Source organism: Microcella sp., from assembly GCF_019739195.1.
In the GTDB taxonomy this organism is placed as follows: Bacteria; Actinomycetota; Actinomycetes; order Actinomycetales; family Microbacteriaceae; genus Microcella.
Genome location: NZ_JAHHDS010000003.1, coordinates 133,286 through 148,982 on the forward strand (window position 1 = coordinate 133,286; position 15,697 = coordinate 148,982).

Genomic DNA, 15,697 nt, shown 5'->3' on the forward strand with positions numbered 1-15,697 from the left:
TTGGTCGCGGGTGCCAGCGGGTAGCATGAGGGCCAGTCGCTTCCCGGAGGTCTCTGTGCTCGAACTGCTCACCGGAACTGGGCTCGCCGTCGCCGCGGGCCTCAACGCCTACGTGCCGTTGCTGATTCTCGGCCTCGCAGGCCGTTTCCTCGACTTCATCGAGTTGCCCACGGGCTGGGCCTGGTTGCAGAACGAATGGGTGCTGCTCATTCTCGCGGTGCTGCTGGTGGTCGAGATCGTCGCGGACAAGATTCCGGCCGTCGACTCGATCAATGACTGGATCCAGTCGATCGTGCGCCCGGCGGCGGGCGGCATCGTGTTCGGCACGGGCAGCGCGACGCAGACCGCGGCCGTGACCGACCCTGCTGCGTTCTTCGAGTCGAATCAGTGGGTGCCGGTCGTGGCCGGCATCGTCATCGCCCTGGGCGTGCACGCGACCAAGATGTTCGTGCGCCCCGCGGCGAACGCCCTCACGGCGGGCGCCGCCGCCCCCGTGCTGTCGACAGGCGAAGACATCGGCGCGGTGATGTTCAGTCTGTTCGCGATCCTCATCCCGATTCTCGTGATCATCGCGCTCATCGCACTGGTCGTCATCGTGTTCTCGATTTTCCGCCGCATGCGCAGGCGGCGGCAGTCGGTGGCACCCGCGTAGGCTTCTGGTCGCCACCTCGCACCACCCGGCAATTCGACCAACGCAGAACGGGCCGCCCCGCAGGGCGACCCGTTCGAGCTTCTCGTGCGAGAACTGCTAGCTGTTGCTCGAGAGCTTCTCGCGCAGAGCGGCGAGCGACTCGTCGTCGGCGAGCGTGCCGGCCGAGGCCGCCTCGCTCGTGAAGCCGGCAGCGGCGGGCAGCTCGTTGTCTTCGTCGGCGAGGGCCGCGATGACCTGCTTCTTGTGCTGCTCCCAGCGAGCCTGGGCAGCGGCGTAGTCCTGCTCCCACTTGGCACGCTGCTCGTCGAACCCGTCTTTCCACTCCTGCGTCTCAGAGTCGAAGCCCTCGGGGTACTTGTAGTTGCCCGCCTCGTCGTACTCGGTCGGCATACCGTAGACGGCCGGGTCGAACTCGGCGCTCTCGGGGTCGACGCCCTCGTTGGCCTGCTTGAGGCTCAGCGAGATGCGGCGACGCTCGAGATCGATGTCGATGACCTTGACGAAGACCTCGTCATTGACCGACACGATCTGCTCGGCGAGCTCGACGTGCTTGGCCGAGAGCTCCGAGATGTGCACGAGGCCCTCGATGCCGTCGGCAACGCGCACGAAGGCGCCGAACGGAACAAGCTTCGTGACCTTGCCCGGGGCAACCTGGCCGATGGCGTGCGTACGAGCGAAGACCTGCCACGGGTCTTCCTGCGTCGCCTTGAGCGACAGCGACACGCGCTCGCGCTCGAGGTCGACTTCGAGAATCTCGACCGTGACTTCCTGACCGACCTCAACGACCTCGCTGGCGTGCTCGATGTGCTTCCAGCTGAGCTCGGAGACGTGCACCAGGCCGTCGACGCCGCCGAGGTCGACGAACGCACCGAAGTTGACGATCGACGACACGACGCCCTTGCGAACCTGGCCCTTGGCGAGGTTGTTGAGGAAGGTCGAACGGCTCTCCGACTGCGTCTGCTCAAGCAGCGCGCGGCGCGAGAGAACGACGTTGTTGCGGTTCTTGTCGAGCTCGAGGATCTTGGCCTCGATCTCCTGGCCCAGGTACGGAGTGAGGTCGCGCACGCGGCGCAGCTCGATGAGCGATGCGGGCAAGAAGCCGCGCAGGCCGATGTCGACGATGAGGCCGCCCTTGACGACCTCGATGACGGTGCCGGTGACGACGCCGTCAGCGTCTTTGATCTTCTCGACGTCGCCCCATGCGCGCTCGTACTGGGCACGCTTCTTGGAGAGGATCAGGCGACCCTCTTTGTCTTCCTTCTGGAGGACGAGGGCCTCGACCATGTCGCCGACGGCGACAACCTCGGTCGGGTCGACATCGTGCTTGATCGACAGCTCGCGCGAGGGGATGACACCCTCGGTCTTGTAGCCGACATCGAGGAGGACCTCGTCGCGGTCGATCTTGACGACGGTTCCTTCGATGAGGTCGCCGTCGTTGAAGAACTTGAGAGTCAGTTCGACCGCGGCCAGAAAGTCTTCGGCAGAGCCAATGTCATTGATGGCGATCTGCTGAGGTGCCTTGGTCGTTACGGGGGTCATGTAGTGGTTGCTCCGATGCGGACAGGAATCAGGCCGTGACGACGTGGTACGAGAGAGTCGCCAAGGCATGCGGACAGGACTGCCGTCAAATCGACGACTCTCCAGCCTACCCCGCCGCCCAGACGGGCGGCAAACCGCGAACGCCGCCGGGTCAGTCGAGCAGCGCTGACTTCAGGGTGTCGAGTCCGACACCGCCGAGGTCGAGCGCGTTCTTGTGGAAGACCTTGTTCGAGAACGACGCGCCCTCTTTCGCCTTGTACGCGTCGCGGATCTGCTCCCAGATGCGCTGGCCGACCTTGTATGACGGAGCTTGGCCGGGCCAGCCGAGGTAGCGGTTCACCTCGAAGGTCACGAAGCCGTCGTTCATGTTGACGTTCTTGCGCATGAAGGCGAACGCGTCGTCGCTCGTCCATACCTGGCCCGTCTCAGGGTGGATCTTGCCGAGGTGCACACCGATGTCGAGCACGACACGCGCCGCGCGCATGCGCTGGCCGTCGAGCATCCCAAGGCGGTCGGCCGGGTCGTCGAGGTAGCCGAGCTCCTCCATGAGCCGCTCGGCGTAGAGCGCCCAGCCCTCCGCGTGCCCGCTCGTACCCGCGAGCAGGCGGCGCCACGAGTTGAGTTGCGCGCGGTTGTACACGGCCTGGCCGATCTGCAGGTGATGGCCGGGAACCCCCTCGTGGTACACGGTCGTCGTTTCGCGCCAGGTGTCGAACTCGTCGACGCCCTCGGGAATGCTCCACCACATACGGCCCGGCCGCGAGAAGTCGTCGGTGGGGCCGGTGTAGTAGATCGCTCCCCCGGCGGTGGGCGCGATCATGCACTCAAGCGCCTTCACCGGCTCAGGTATCTCGAAGTGCGTACGAGAGAGCTCGGCGATGGCGGTGTCGCTCAAGTTCTGCATCCACGCTTTGAGCGCGTCGCGGCCGTGCAGCTTGCGCGCCGGATCCTTCTCGAGGTGCGCGATGGCTTCCTCGACGCTCGCGCCGGGCAGGATCTCTCCCGCGACGCGCGTCTGCTCCTCGACCATGCGGGCGAGCTCCTCGATGCCCCACTCGTAGGTCTCATCGAGGTCGATCGTGGCCCCGAGGAACCGTCGCGACATGAGCCCGTAGAGCTCTCTGCCGACGGCGTCGTGCTCGTGAGCAGCCGGAGCGAGCTCTGACTCGAGGAAAGTAGCGAACGCGCCGTACGCCTCGGCAGCGGCTGCTGCACCCCGCTGCAGGTCGGCCCGCAGCGACTCCGGCACTTCGCCGCCCTCGATCGCGGCCTCGGCGGCGAATTCGGGGAAAAACCCGTCGGCGGCCGCGTTGCGGCGCGCCTGGGCAAGCACCTCGGTCACCTGGCGACGCGCCGGAGTGTTGCCGGCGGCGATGCCCTCGCGCAACGTCTCGGTGTAGCCCTCCAGAGCGCCGGCCACGTTGCCGAGCTTGCGGGAGATGATGCCCCAATCGTGCTCGGTGGCCGTCGGCATGAGGTCGAAGATCTCTCGGATGCCCTGCGCGGGCGAGGCGAGCACGTTGAGGTCGCGCTGATCCCAGCCGGCGGCGGCGAGTTCGAGGTCGAGCGAGAGCTCTGCAGACAGATCGGTGATCGTCACACGGTCGGTGTCGTCGACGGGAGTCGCCGCGGCGAGCTGTTCAAGAGCCGCGCGCGCCGCGTCTTCGTACGTGGCTCGCCCCGCGGGCGAGAAGTCCTGGTACTCGTCGAGACGTCCCTCGGCGCCGATGTACGTCGCAAGATCGGGGCTCAGCTCGACGAGCGTGGCGACCCACTGCTCGGCGATGGCGTCGACGTCGGTGGCGGGGCGTGAGGTTGCGCTGTCAGACATGCGTGCGAGCCTAACGCTCACCGTGCCGTGACCGGTATCAGCGCGCGGCCCGTCGGCCTGTCAGACACTCTGCCTGGCCGTTAGTGCGCGGCGTCATCCCAATCACGACCGATGCCGACCTGCACCTCGAGGGGCACGGCGAGCTCGGCCGCAGACCCCATGCGCGCGCGCACGATCGACTCCAGCGCCTCGTGCTCTCCGGGGGCCACCTCGAAGACGAGCTCGTCGTGCACCTGCAGCAGCAGGCGAGAACGGAGGGAGTCTTTCGCCATGTCGGCGGCGACGTCGATCATCGCGATCTTCATGATGTCGGCGGCAGAGCCCTGGATGGGAGCGTTGAGCGCTTGCCGCTCGGCGTTGTCGCGCAGAACGCGATTCGGGCTCGCGAGGTCGGGGAACGGCCTGCGGCGGCCGAAGATGGTCTCGGTGTAGCCGTCGGCGCGCGCCTGCTCGACGACGCTGCGCAGATAGTCGCGCACCGCGCCGAATCGAGCGAAGTAGTCGGTCATCAACTGCTTCGCCTCTTTCGAGTCGATGCGAAGCTGCTTGCTGAGCCCGAACGCGCTGAGCCCGTAAGCGAGGCCGTAGCTCATGGCCTTGACCTTCGTGCGCATCTCGCTCGTCACGTCGGCAGGCTCGACCCCGAAGATGCGGGCGCCCACGAACCGGTGCAGGTCCTCCCCCGACTTAAAGGCCTCGATGAGCCCGTCGTCGCCCGACAGGTGCGCCATGATGCGCATCTCGATCTGCGAGTAGTCGGCGGTCAGCAGCCCGTCGAACCCCTCGCTCGCCACGAAGGCCGCGCGAATACGGTGGCCGACCTCGGTACGCACCGGGATGTTCTGCAGGTTGGGGTCGGTCGACGAGATGCGCCCGGTCGTCGTGCCCGTCTGGTCGTAGGTCGTGTGGATGCGGCCGTCGGCCGCGGTAGCAGTCGACAGGGTCTCGACGATCTGCCGCAGCTTCGTCGCGTCGCGGTGCTGCAGCAGCAGACCGAGGAAGGGGTGCGGATGCGCCTCCTGCAGATCGGCGAGGGCTGCCGCGTCAGTCGAGTAGCCCGTCTTCGTCGCACGAGTCTTGGGCATGCCCAGCTCGTCGAAGAGAACCTCTTGCAGCTGCTTCGGCGAGCCGAGGTTGACCTCTCGGCCGATCTCGGCGAAGGCCTGCTGGGCGAGAGCGGCACTCGTTTCGCCGAGCTCGGCGCTGATCGAGTCGAGGGCGGCGCGATCGACGGCGATGCCCGTGCGCTGCATGCGCGCGATCACCGCGGCGGTCGGCAGCTCGATCTCGGTGAGCACGCGCACGCTCGTCTCCGGCAGCGTCTCTCGCTGCTCGGCCACGAGCCGGTGAAGAAACCATGCGACGGTCGCAGGGCTGATGCTCTCGGTATCGGGCACGAGCTGGTTCGGATCAGCCTGCGGCATCGACTCGCCGAGCACGTCGTGCACGAGGTCTGCGAGGTCGTACGACTTCGCACCCGGGCGCTCGAGCCACGCAGCGAGCCGGGTGTCCCACACCACTCCGGCAAGTTCGATGTCGAGGGCCGCGAGCACACTGGTGGCCGTCTTGGCATCGGCGAGCAGCTTGGGGGCGTCGCTCGACAGCCAGGCCTCGAGCGCGGCGTAGTCGGGCCGGTGTGCGGCCCAGTTGACCTGCACCGTCTCGGTCGCGGTCGCCAGCCCGAAGGCCGCGAGCTCGCCATGCGGAGCATCCACCACGACAGCGACCTCGGTGCCCGCTGTCGAGGCCAGCCACTTCGCCAGCTCTTCATCGACGAGGGTGCGAACGGTCGGAAGGTCTGTGCGTGCCTCGGCCTGCACAGGCTCGCCCATGTCGGCTCCCTCGGCCTCGGCGAGCTTCAGCACGCGCTCGGTCAGGGTGCGGAACTGCAGCCGCTCGAACACCTGCTTCACCGCGGCGACATCCATGGGACGACGGTCGAGGTCATGCGGACCGATGGGCAGCTCGAGATCGGTGACGAGCCGGTTGAGGCGGCGATTGCGCTCGGCGCGGTCACGCTGCTCGCGCAGATTCGCGCCGACGACTCCCCCGATCTCGTCGATGTGCTCCCAGATTCCGTCGAGAGAGCCATACTGCGTGATCCACTTCACAGCCGTCTTCTCGCCGACCTTGTCGATGCCGGGCAGATTGTCGCTCGTCTCGCCGACGAGAGCGGCGATCTCGGGGTACTGCTCGGGGTTGATGCCGTAGCGCTCTCGCACAGCCTCGGGGTCGTACCGTTTGAGTTCACTGACCCCCCGGGCATTCGGGTACAGCAGCGTGACGTCGTCGGTGACGAGCTGGATCGTGTCGCGGTCGCCCGAGACCACGAGCACGTGGAAGCCCTCGGCCGCGCCGCGCGTCGCGAGAGTGGCGAGAATGTCGTCGGCCTCGAAATCTTCTTTCGTGAGAGTCGGGATGCTCATGGCCGCAAGCGCCTCCTGCAGCAGCGGCACCTGCCCCACGAACTCGGGCGGCGTCTCGCCGCGCGTGCCCTTGTACTCGGGGTACTCGCGTGTGCGGAACGAGTAGCGCGAGATGTCGAAGGCCACCGCGACGTGCGTCGGCTTCTCTTTCGCCAGCAGGCTCAGGAACATCGAGAGAAAGCCGTGGATGGCGTTGGTGTGCTGCCCGTCGCGCGTGACGAAGCTGTCGATCGGCAGGGCGTAGAACGCGCGGAAGGCGAGCGAGTGGCCGTCGACGATGAGGAGGATAGGCTTTTCTGAGTCCGTCACGCGGCTCAGCCTACTCAGGCGGTCCGACCCTGAAGCCGAAGAATCGGCGCCCTTCGAGGATGCTCTCCATGACTCTGCTGCCCCCCGACCTCGACCCTGAACTCATCGAGCGCCTCGTCGCCACCGGCGGCGGCGATCTGTGCCGCAAGATGGGCATCGAGTTTCACGAGCTCTCGGCCGAACGCTCGGTCGCGACTATGCCGGTCGAGGGCAACACGCAGGTGATCGGCCTGTTGCACGGCGGAGCACACGTCGTGTTGGGCGAGAGCCTCGGGTCGATCTCGTCGGCGATCCACGGCGGCCCCGATCGGTACGCGGTCGGCATCGAGATCAACGCGACGCACAGCCGATCGGTCACCGAGGGCGTCGTGACAGCGACCTGCACCGCGCTCGTGCTCGGCCGCACGCTCTGCACGCACGAGATCGTCATCACCGATGAGCAGGGCCGTCGTCTGTCGACGGTGCGCATGACGAACATGCTGCGCGACCGCTGACCAGAGGCCGCAGAGGCTACTCCGCCTGAGTGCCTTCGGTCTCGTCCGGCGACGCTGCCGCCGACTTCTTCGCGGAATCTTTCTTGGTGCCGAGCTGGTCGATGATCGCCTGGGCCACGGCCTGCATGGTCGTGCGGCGGTCCATCGAGGCCTTCTGGATCCAGCGGAAGGCCTCGGGCTCGCTGAGACCCATGCGCTCGTTGAGGAGGCCCTTGGCGCGATCGACGAGCTTGCGCGTCTCGAAGCGCTCGACGAGATCGGCGACCTCGGTCTCGAGAGTGAGGATCTGCTGGTAGCGGCTGAGCGCGATCTCGATCGCAGGCAGCAGGTCATTGGGCGTGAACGGCTTGACGACGTAGGCGAGCGCTCCGGCCTCACTGGCCTGCTCGACGAGCTCTTTCTGGCTAAACGCCGTCAACAGCACGACCGGAGCGATGTGGTTCTCACTCAGGCGCTTTGCCGCCTCGATGCCATCGAGCTGCGGCATGCGGATGTCCATGATCACGAGATCGGGACGCAGTTCGGTGGCCAGCGCCACGGCCGTCTCGCCGTCACCCGCCTCGCCGACGACGTCGAAACCGTTGTCGCGCAGGATCTCGACGATGTCCATGCGGATCAACGACTCGTCCTCCGCGACGACGACACGACGGGGGGCTGCTGTGCTCGAATCCTGGTCACTCACGCGTGAGAGCCTACGGTATCGTCGAGGCCACAGGGCCGAGCACGCGCCCTATGCCGGCTTGGCGGAATGGTAGACGCGGCGCACTCAAAATGCGTTGTCCGAGAGGACGTGTGGGTTCGAGCCCCACAGCCGGTACAACGTCGAAGGGCCCCTGTCGTGAGACAGGGGCCCTTCGTGCGCGGGTCAGTCGGCGTGCTCACCAGCCTGCCAGGCCGGAGCCTTGGCGTTGATGGCGTCGCCGACGACGTGCACCCGCAGGTCGTTGGTCGATCCGGAGATGCCGGGAGGGGAACCCGAGATGACGACGACCTTGTCGCCCTCATCTGCGAGACCCTCGCGCAGCAGCACACTGTCGACCTGGCGGTACATCTCATCAGTGTGCGTCACGCGATCGACCAGGAACGACTCGATTCCCCAGGTGAGCGACATGCGCCGCTGGATCGACTCGTAGGGCGTAAAGGCCTTCATCGGAATGCGGAAGCGCAGTCGCGACATGCGTCGCGCAGAATCACCCGACTCGGTGAAGACGCACACGTACTTCGCATCGACGAAGTCGGCCACCTCTGCCGCGGCCAGCGTGATGGCGCCACCCTGGGTGCGGGGCTTCGTGCCGAGCGGAGGAATGCGCTCGAGACCGTGCTCCTCCGTCGAGGCGATGATGCGCGCCATCGTCGAGACGGTGATCACCGGAAACTCGCCGACGCTCGTCTCGCCGCTCAACATGACCGCGTCGGCACCGTCGAGCACCGCGTTCGCGACGTCGCTCGTCTCCGCGCGTGTGGGAATCGGGCTGCTGATCATCGATTCGAGCATCTGCGTGGCCACGATCACCGGCTTCGCCATGCGCCGAGCGAGTTCGACGGCGCGCTTCTGCACGATCGGAACGGCTTCGAGAGGCAGCTCGACACCGAGATCGCCGCGCGCGACCATGATGCCGTCGAACACGTCGACAATGCCTTCGAGCGCCTCGACGGCCTGCGGCTTCTCGATCTTGGCGATCACGGGAACCGTGCGGCCTTCTTCGCGCATGATCTGGTGCACGCGGTTGACATCGGAGGCGTTGCGCACGAACGACAGAGCGATGTAGTCGGCACCGAGCTTGAGTCCCCAGCGCAGGTCGTCCTCGTCCTTGTCCGAGAGCGCGGGCACATTGACCGCCACCCCGGGAAGGTTGATGCCCTTGTTGTTCGAGACGGTTCCCGCCACGATCACCTCGGTGCGCACGCGCACGCCATCGCTATCGATCACGCGCACGCGCACCTTGCCGTCGTCAATGAGCAGGAAGTCGCCCGGGTTGACGTCAGCGGGAAGGCCCTTGTACGTGGTGCTGCAGATCTCACGGGTTCCCGCGATGTCTTCGGTCGTGATCGTGAAAATGTCGCCTTCGGCCAGCTCGTGCGGACCGTTCTCGAACTTGCCGAGTCGGATCTTCGGACCCTGTAGATCGACGAGGATCGCGACTGCCTTGTCGGCGTCGGCCGCTGCCCGCCGCACCGTGCTGTAGATCTCCTCGTGCACGTCGTAGGTGCCGTGGCTGAGGTTCATGCGGGCGACGTTCACGCCCGCTTCGATGATGGCTCTGATGTTCTCGTAGCTGGATGTCGCCGGCCCAAGGGTGGCGACGATCTTTGCGCGTCTCATGACTTCCTCACGTGGTGGTGGTGGTAGGGGTGGAACGTGATGGGGCGGCTGACGGCGTGCCGGTTCGCGTCGTGCCGACTATACGGTGAGCGGCCGATCGGTCGCACGCACGGGCGCGGGCAGGTCGCTTGCGCCTTGCAGGTAGGTGTCGACGGATGCCGCCGCTGCACGGCCCTCGGCGATCGCCCAGACGATGAGGGAGGCACCGCGTCCGGCGTCGCCTGCGACGAAGACTCCCGCCTCGTTGGTGGAGTAGTCGGCTTCGCGGTCGACGGCGCCCGATGCCGCGAACGGCAGGCCGAGCTGGTCGTCGAGCCCGCCGTGCTGAGCGCCGGTGAAGCCGAGCGCCAGCAGCACGAGGTCGGCGGGAATCTCGCGCTCGGTGCCGGCCTTGGGAACACGGCGGCCATCAACGTACTCAGTCTCTGCCACACGGATCGCCCGCACCTCGCCCGCGGCGTTGCTCAAGAACTCCACGGTCGACGCCAGGTAGACGCGATCGCCGCCCTCCTCATGCGCGCTCTGCACCTCGAAGAGGGTCGGCTGCACGGGCCACGGCTGAGACTCGGGCCGCTCGTGCGGGGGCTGCTTGCCGATCGCGAGGTTGGTCACCGACAGGGCGCCGTGCCGGTGAGCCGTGCCAATGCAGTCAGCGCCGGTGTCGCCACCTCCGAGCACGACGACGTGCTTGCCCTCGGCGGTGATCTGGTCGGCGACCGTGTCGCCGGCCTGAACCCGGTTCGATTGGGTCAGGTAGTCCATCGCGTAGTGGATGCCAAGCGCGTCGCGGCCAGGAATGGGCAGATCGCGCGGCACGGGTGCGCCGGTCGCGATCACGACCGCGTCGTAGCGTGCGCGCAGCTCGTCCCACGTGATGTCGACGCCGATCTCCACACCGGCCCGGAAGCGCGTGCCCTCGGCCTGCATCTGCGTGAGGCGGGCATCCAGATGCCGCTTCTCCATCTTGAAATCGGGGATGCCGTACCGCAGTAGCCCACCGATGCGGTCATCCTTCTCGAAGACGGCGACCGTGTGCCCAACCCGTGTGAGCTGCTGCGCGGCGGCGAGACCCGCGGGCCCCGAACCCACCACGGCGACGGTCTTGCCCGTAAGCCGCTCGGGAGGCATCGGCTGCACCCAGCCGTTGTTCCAGGCGTTCTCGATGATCGAGGCCTCGACCTGCTTGATGGTCACTGCGGGTTGGTTGATCGCGAGCACGCACGACGACTCACACGGCGCCGGGCAGAGCTTGCCCGTGAACTCAGGAAAGTTGTTCGTCGCGTGCAGCCGCTCAATCGCCTGACGGCCCTCGCCACGCCACGTCAGGTCGTTCCATTCGGGAATCAGATTGCCGAGCGGACAGCCCTGATGGCAGAACGGGATGCCGCAGTCCATGCAGCGCCCCGCCTGACGGCGGAGCACTCCGGGGTCACCCTGCTCGTAGACCTCTTTCCAGTCCATGAGCCGCAACGGCACCGGCCGGCGCGCCGGCAGTTCTCGTTCGGGCACGTTGATGAAGCCACGGGGGTCAGCCACCGGTCACCTCCAGGATGCGGCCCCACACGACGTCTCCGTCGGGGTCGAGGCCTTCGTCGAGTGCGGTCTGCCGAGTCGCCAGCACGGCGGCGTAGTCGCGGGGCATGACCTTCACGAATCGGTCGAGAGCTGCCTCGCCGTCGGCGATGAGACGCGCAGCCAGAGCCGACTCGGTCTCGTCGTGGTGGCGGCGCAGCAAGTCGCTCACGATCGCGCGATCGTCGTCGTCGAGCGTCATGAGCGTCAGTTCGCCCGTGTCGAGCGCATCGGCGTTGACCCGCTGCGGACGAAGGTCGTGCACGTAGGCCACACCGCCCGACATGCCAGCGCCGAGGTTGCGCCCTGTCGCGCCGAGAATCACCGCGACCCCGCCCGTCATGTACTCGAGAGCGTGGTCTCCGACACCTTCGACGACCGCGGTAGCGCCCGAGTTGCGCACCAGGAAGCGCTCGCCGACGATGCCACGGATGAACATCTCGCCGCTCGTGGCGCCGTAGCCGATGACGTTGCCCGCGATGACGTTGCGCTCGGCGTGGAATACCGAATCGCGACTCGGACGCACCACGACACGGCCGCCCGACAGTCCTTTGCCGACGTAGTCGTTGCTGTCGCCGTAGAGCCGAAGCGTGATGCCCCTGGGCATGAAGGCGCCGAGGCTCTGACCGGCCGAACCGGTCAGCGTGACGTCGATCGTGTCGGGCGCCAGACCGTTCTCGCCGTGCTTGAGCGTCACGAGGTTGCCGAGCATGGTGCCGACAGCCCTCTCGGTGTTGCGCACAGGAAGGTCGATGCGCACCGGCGCGCCGTGCTCGAGAGCGTCAGTGCTGAGCCTGATCAGCTCGTTGTCGAAGTGCTCGTCGAGCTCGTGATCTTGGCTCTCGCGCTTCGTGCGCGGAGCGGAACCATCGAACTGCGGGCCGTGCAAGATCGGCGAGAGGTCGAGACCGTCGGCCTTCCAGTGGCGCACGGCGCGGTCGACGTCGAGCAGGTCGGCACGACCGATCGCCTCTTCGAGCGAGCGGAAGCCGAGGGCCGCGAGGTACTCGCGCACCTCTTGCGCCAAGAACTCCATAAAGGTGATGACGAACTCAGGCGTGCCCGTGAACCGCTTGCGCAGTTCGGGGTTCTGAGTCGCGACACCGACCGGACACGTGTCGAGATGGCAGACACGCATGAGAATGCATCCTGAGACCACCATGGGCGCGGTCGCGAAGCCGTACTCTTCAGCGCCGAGCAACGCCGCGATGATGACGTCGCGACCCGTCTTCATCTGACCATCGGCCTGCACAGTGACCCGCCCGCGCATGCTGTTCAGCATGAGCGTCTGCTGCGCTTCGGCGAGCCCGAGCTCCCACGGGGTGCCGGCGTGCTTGAGCGAGTTGAGTGGGCTCGCGCCCGTGCCGCCATCGTGCCCCGAGATGAGGATCACGTCGGCCTTCGCCTTCGCGACGCCGGCCGCGACCGCTCCGATGCCCGACTGGCTCACGAGCTTGACGTGCACGCGGGCGAGCGGGTTCGCGCGCTTGAGGTCGAAGATGAGCTGCTTGAGGTCTTCGATCGAGTAGATGTCGTGGTGCGGCGGTGGCGAGATGAGGCCGACGCCCGGTGTGCCGTGGCGCAGTCGCGCGATCCAGGGGTACACCTTGTTGGCGGGCAGCTGGCCGCCTTCGCCGGGCTTGGCTCCCTGCGCCATCTTGATCTGGATGTCGTCGGCGTGCGTCAAGTAGAGGCTCGTCACGCCGAAGCGCCCGGAGGCGACCTGCTTGATGGCGCTGCGCTTCTCGGGGTCGAGCAGGCGCTCAGGGCTCTCGCCGCCCTCGCCGGTGTTGCTGCGGCCGCCGATGCGGTTCATCGCCACCGCGAGCGTCTCGTGCATCTCGGGGCTGATCGCCCCCATGCTCATGGCACCGGTCGTGAACCGACGGATGATCGACTCGACCGACTCGACTTCGTCGAGCGGCACCGGCGCACGCTCTTCGGTCTTCAGCCGGAACAGCCCGCGCAGCGTCATGAGGTTCTCGGCTTGCTGGTCGACCGCTTGCGTGTACTCGCGGAAGATGTCGTAGCGCTTCGACCGCGTGGCATGCTGCAGTCGGAACACGGTCTCCGGGTTGAACAGGTGAGGCGGGCCCTCACGGCGCCACTGGTACTCGCCTCCGGTCTGCAGCCGCTCGTGCGGGTTGACCGGAGCCGAGCTCGGGTAGGCGAGCTCGTGCCGCGCGGCGTTCTCGGCCGCGATGGTGTCGATGCCGACGCCGCCGAGCACGCTCGACGTGCCCGTGAAGTAGCGGTCGACGAACTCTTGACTCAGGCCGACAGCTTCAAAGGCCTGGGCTCCGGCGTACGAGCCCACGGTCGAGATGCCCATTTTCGACATGATCTTCAGCACGCCCTTGCCGAGCGCCTTGATGACGTTGCTCACGGCCTTCTCGGGAGTGATGCCGACGATCATGCCCGATCGCACGAGGTTCTCGACGGTCTCCATCGCCAGGTAGGGGTTGATGGCCGAGGCGCCGTAGCCGATGAGCACGGCGCAGTGGTGAACCTCGCGCACGTCACCTGCCTCGACGATGAGGCCGACCTGCATGCGCTTCTCGGTGCGGATCAGGTGGTGGTGAACGGCGGCGAGCATGAGCAGCGACGGCACCGGGGCGAGATCGGCGGTCGAGTCGCGGTCGCTCAGCACGATGAATTCGGCACCGTCGGCGATGGCCTCGTCGACCTCGACGCACATTGCGGCGATGCGCTTCTCGAGAGCCTTCGGCCCGCGGTCGACGCGATAGAGGCCGCGGATCGTCGTGGTCAATGAGCTGCCGGGACGGGGGTCGATGTGCTGAATCTTCGCGAGCTCGTCATTGTCGATGATCGGGAAGCCGAGCACGACCTGCCGCGCGTGACGCGGGGTGGCATCGAGCAGGTTGCGTTCAGGGCCGAGCCCGAGCTGCATCGAGGTGACGACTTCTTCACGGATCGAGTCGAGCGGCGGATTCGTCACCTGGGCGAACTGCTGCGTGAAGTAGTCGAAGAGCAAACGGGGACGATCGGAGAGAACGGCGATGGGCGTGTCGGAACCCATCGCGCCGAGCGGCTCGGCTCCCGCCTTCGCCATGGGCGCGAGGAGAACGCGCACCTCTTCTTCGGTGTAGCCGAAAGTGCGCTGGCGGCGCACGATCGAAGCGGGCGTGTGCACGATGTGCTCGCGCTCCGGGAGGTCTTTGAGGTGGATGCGCTGGCCTTCGAGCCACTCCCCCCAGGGCGAGAGGCCGGCGAGCTGCGACTTGATCTCGTCGTCTTCGATGAGGCGGCCCTCGACCGTGTCGACGAGGAACATCTTGCCCGGACGCAAGCGGCCCTTGCGCACGATACGACTGGGCTCGATGTCGAGCACTCCGATCTCGCTCGCGAGCACGACGAGACCGTCGTCGGTGACGACGAAGCGGCCGGGTCGTAGACCGTTACGGTCGAGCGTCGCCCCGACGAGACTGCCGTCGGTGAACACGAGAGCGGCGGGTCCGTCCCACGGCTCCATGAGCATGCCGTGGTACTCGTAGAAGTCGCGCAGGGCGGGGTCGATGTCGGTCTGGTTCTCCCAGGCCTCCGGCACCATCATCATGATCGCGTGGGGCAGTGACCGACCGCCAAGCGAGAGCAGCTCGACGACTTCGTCGAACGAGGCAGAGTCGCTCGCGCCGGGAGTCACGATGGGGAAGACATCGCGCAGGTCTCCGAACACGTCGGAGTGCAGCTGCGACTGGCGCGCACGCATCCAGTTGCGATTGCCCTGCACGGTGTTGATCTCTCCGTTGTGCGCGATCATGCGGAACGGCTGCGCGAGGGGCCACGACGGGAAGGTGTTGGTCGAGTAACGGGAGTGCACGAGCGCGAGCGTCGAGACGAAGCGCTCGTCGCTCAGGTCGGGGTAGAACGGCTCGAGCTGCAGAGTCGTCACCATGCCCTTGTAGACAAGCGTGCGGCACGAGAGTGACGGGAAGTACGAGCCGAGCTCGCGCTCGGCGCGCTTGCGTGCGCGGAAGGTCTGACGGTCGAGTGCGACGCCCGCGAGTGCCGCACCCTTGTCGTCGGACCGAGCCGACCGCACGAAGAGTTGCTCGAACGCAGGCATGGCCGCGCGGGCCAGGTTGCCGATGAGCGAGTCGTCGGTGGGAACCGTGCGCCAGCCGATGACGTCGAGACCCTCTTCGAGCGCGATGGCCTCGATGCCCTGCTTCTCGCGGTCGCGCTCTTCGTCGTCGGTCGGCAGAAAGGCGGTGCCGACCGCGTAACTGCCCGCCGCAGGAAGCTCGAAATCGACAACGGCCCGCAGGAAGGCATCGGGAATCTGTGTCACGATGCCCGCACCGTCACCGGTGCCGGCATCAGAGCCGACCGCGCCTCGGTGCTCGAGATTTCGCAGAGCGTCAAGAGCCGCCTGGATGATGTCGTGCCCCGCCGTGCCGCGCAGTGTGGCGACCATCGCGAGACCGCAGGCATCACGTTCACGGACAGGGTCGAACAGGCCCTGTGCAGCGGGCATGGCTGAGAAGCGCTGCATCGGAGATGCGATGTCCATGCCGAGAACCGTCCTCA

At 66.8% G+C, this 15,697-nt stretch carries 8 protein-coding genes, 1 tRNA gene and 1 pseudogene; 3 read left to right on the forward strand and 7 right to left on the reverse strand.

What is annotated here, in order from left to right; genetic code table 11:
• Window positions 1-25: 25 nt before the first annotated feature.
• The gene (locus tag KL788_RS02360; RefSeq protein ID WP_293168146.1) at window positions 26-652 is read left to right on the forward strand and encodes a DUF4126 domain-containing protein; all 627 of its coding nucleotides are present in this window, start codon (window positions 26-28) and stop codon (window positions 650-652) included.
• A gap of 96 nt (window positions 653-748) precedes the next feature.
• On the opposite strand, the gene rpsA is transcribed toward KL788_RS02360, so the two are convergent.
• From rpsA to polA, 3 genes are all read right to left on the reverse strand, one after another.
• Complete coding sequence (rpsA, locus tag KL788_RS02365) at window positions 749-2,191, reverse strand: 30S ribosomal protein S1 (RefSeq protein WP_293168148.1); 1,443 nt, start codon at window positions 2,189-2,191, stop codon at window positions 749-751.
• A gap of 151 nt (window positions 2,192-2,342) precedes the next feature.
• Window positions 2,343-4,022: a DUF885 domain-containing protein gene (locus tag KL788_RS02370; protein WP_293168150.1), complete on the reverse strand. Its 1,680-nt coding sequence runs from the start codon at window positions 4,020-4,022 to the stop codon at window positions 2,343-2,345.
• A gap of 80 nt (window positions 4,023-4,102) precedes the next feature.
• Window positions 4,103-6,757 (reverse strand): DNA polymerase I, encoded by a 2,655-nt coding sequence (gene polA / locus KL788_RS02375; protein WP_293168152.1) that lies wholly within the window; start codon window positions 6,755-6,757, stop codon window positions 4,103-4,105.
• 68 nt (window positions 6,758-6,825) lie between these two features.
• Here polA and KL788_RS02380 point away from each other — a divergent pair, with 68 nt between their 5' ends.
• Window positions 6,826-7,251 carry a PaaI family thioesterase gene (locus KL788_RS02380; RefSeq protein ID WP_293168154.1) on the forward strand — a complete coding sequence of 142 codons (426 nt, stop codon included), beginning with the start codon at window positions 6,826-6,828 and terminating at the stop codon, window positions 7,249-7,251.
• 79 nt (window positions 7,252-7,330) lie between these two features.
• On the opposite strand, the pseudogene KL788_RS02385 reads toward KL788_RS02380, so the two are convergent.
• Window positions 7,331-7,933, reverse strand: a pseudogene (locus KL788_RS02385) (ANTAR domain-containing response regulator); the annotation flags it as partial.
• Between the two features lie 52 nt (window positions 7,934-7,985).
• Between KL788_RS02385 and KL788_RS02390 the strand changes: the two are divergent.
• A tRNA-Leu gene (locus KL788_RS02390) sits at window positions 7,986-8,068 on the forward strand.
• 48 nt (window positions 8,069-8,116) lie between these two features.
• Here the strand turns inward: KL788_RS02390 and pyk are convergent.
• The 3 genes from pyk to gltB form a co-directional block, all read right to left on the reverse strand.
• Window positions 8,117-9,574 (reverse strand): pyruvate kinase, encoded by a 1,458-nt coding sequence (pyk, locus tag KL788_RS02395; RefSeq protein WP_293168156.1) that lies wholly within the window; start codon window positions 9,572-9,574, stop codon window positions 8,117-8,119.
• Between the two features lie 78 nt (window positions 9,575-9,652).
• Window positions 9,653-11,110, reverse strand: coding sequence for a glutamate synthase subunit beta (locus KL788_RS02400; RefSeq protein ID WP_293168158.1), 1,458 nt, complete (start codon window positions 11,108-11,110; stop codon window positions 9,653-9,655).
• Window positions 11,103-15,680, reverse strand: coding sequence for a glutamate synthase large subunit (gene gltB / locus KL788_RS02405; protein WP_293168160.1), 4,578 nt, complete (start codon window positions 15,678-15,680; stop codon window positions 11,103-11,105). The genes KL788_RS02400 and gltB overlap by 8 nt, the downstream gene beginning before the upstream one ends.
• Window positions 15,681-15,697 lie beyond the last annotated feature (17 nt).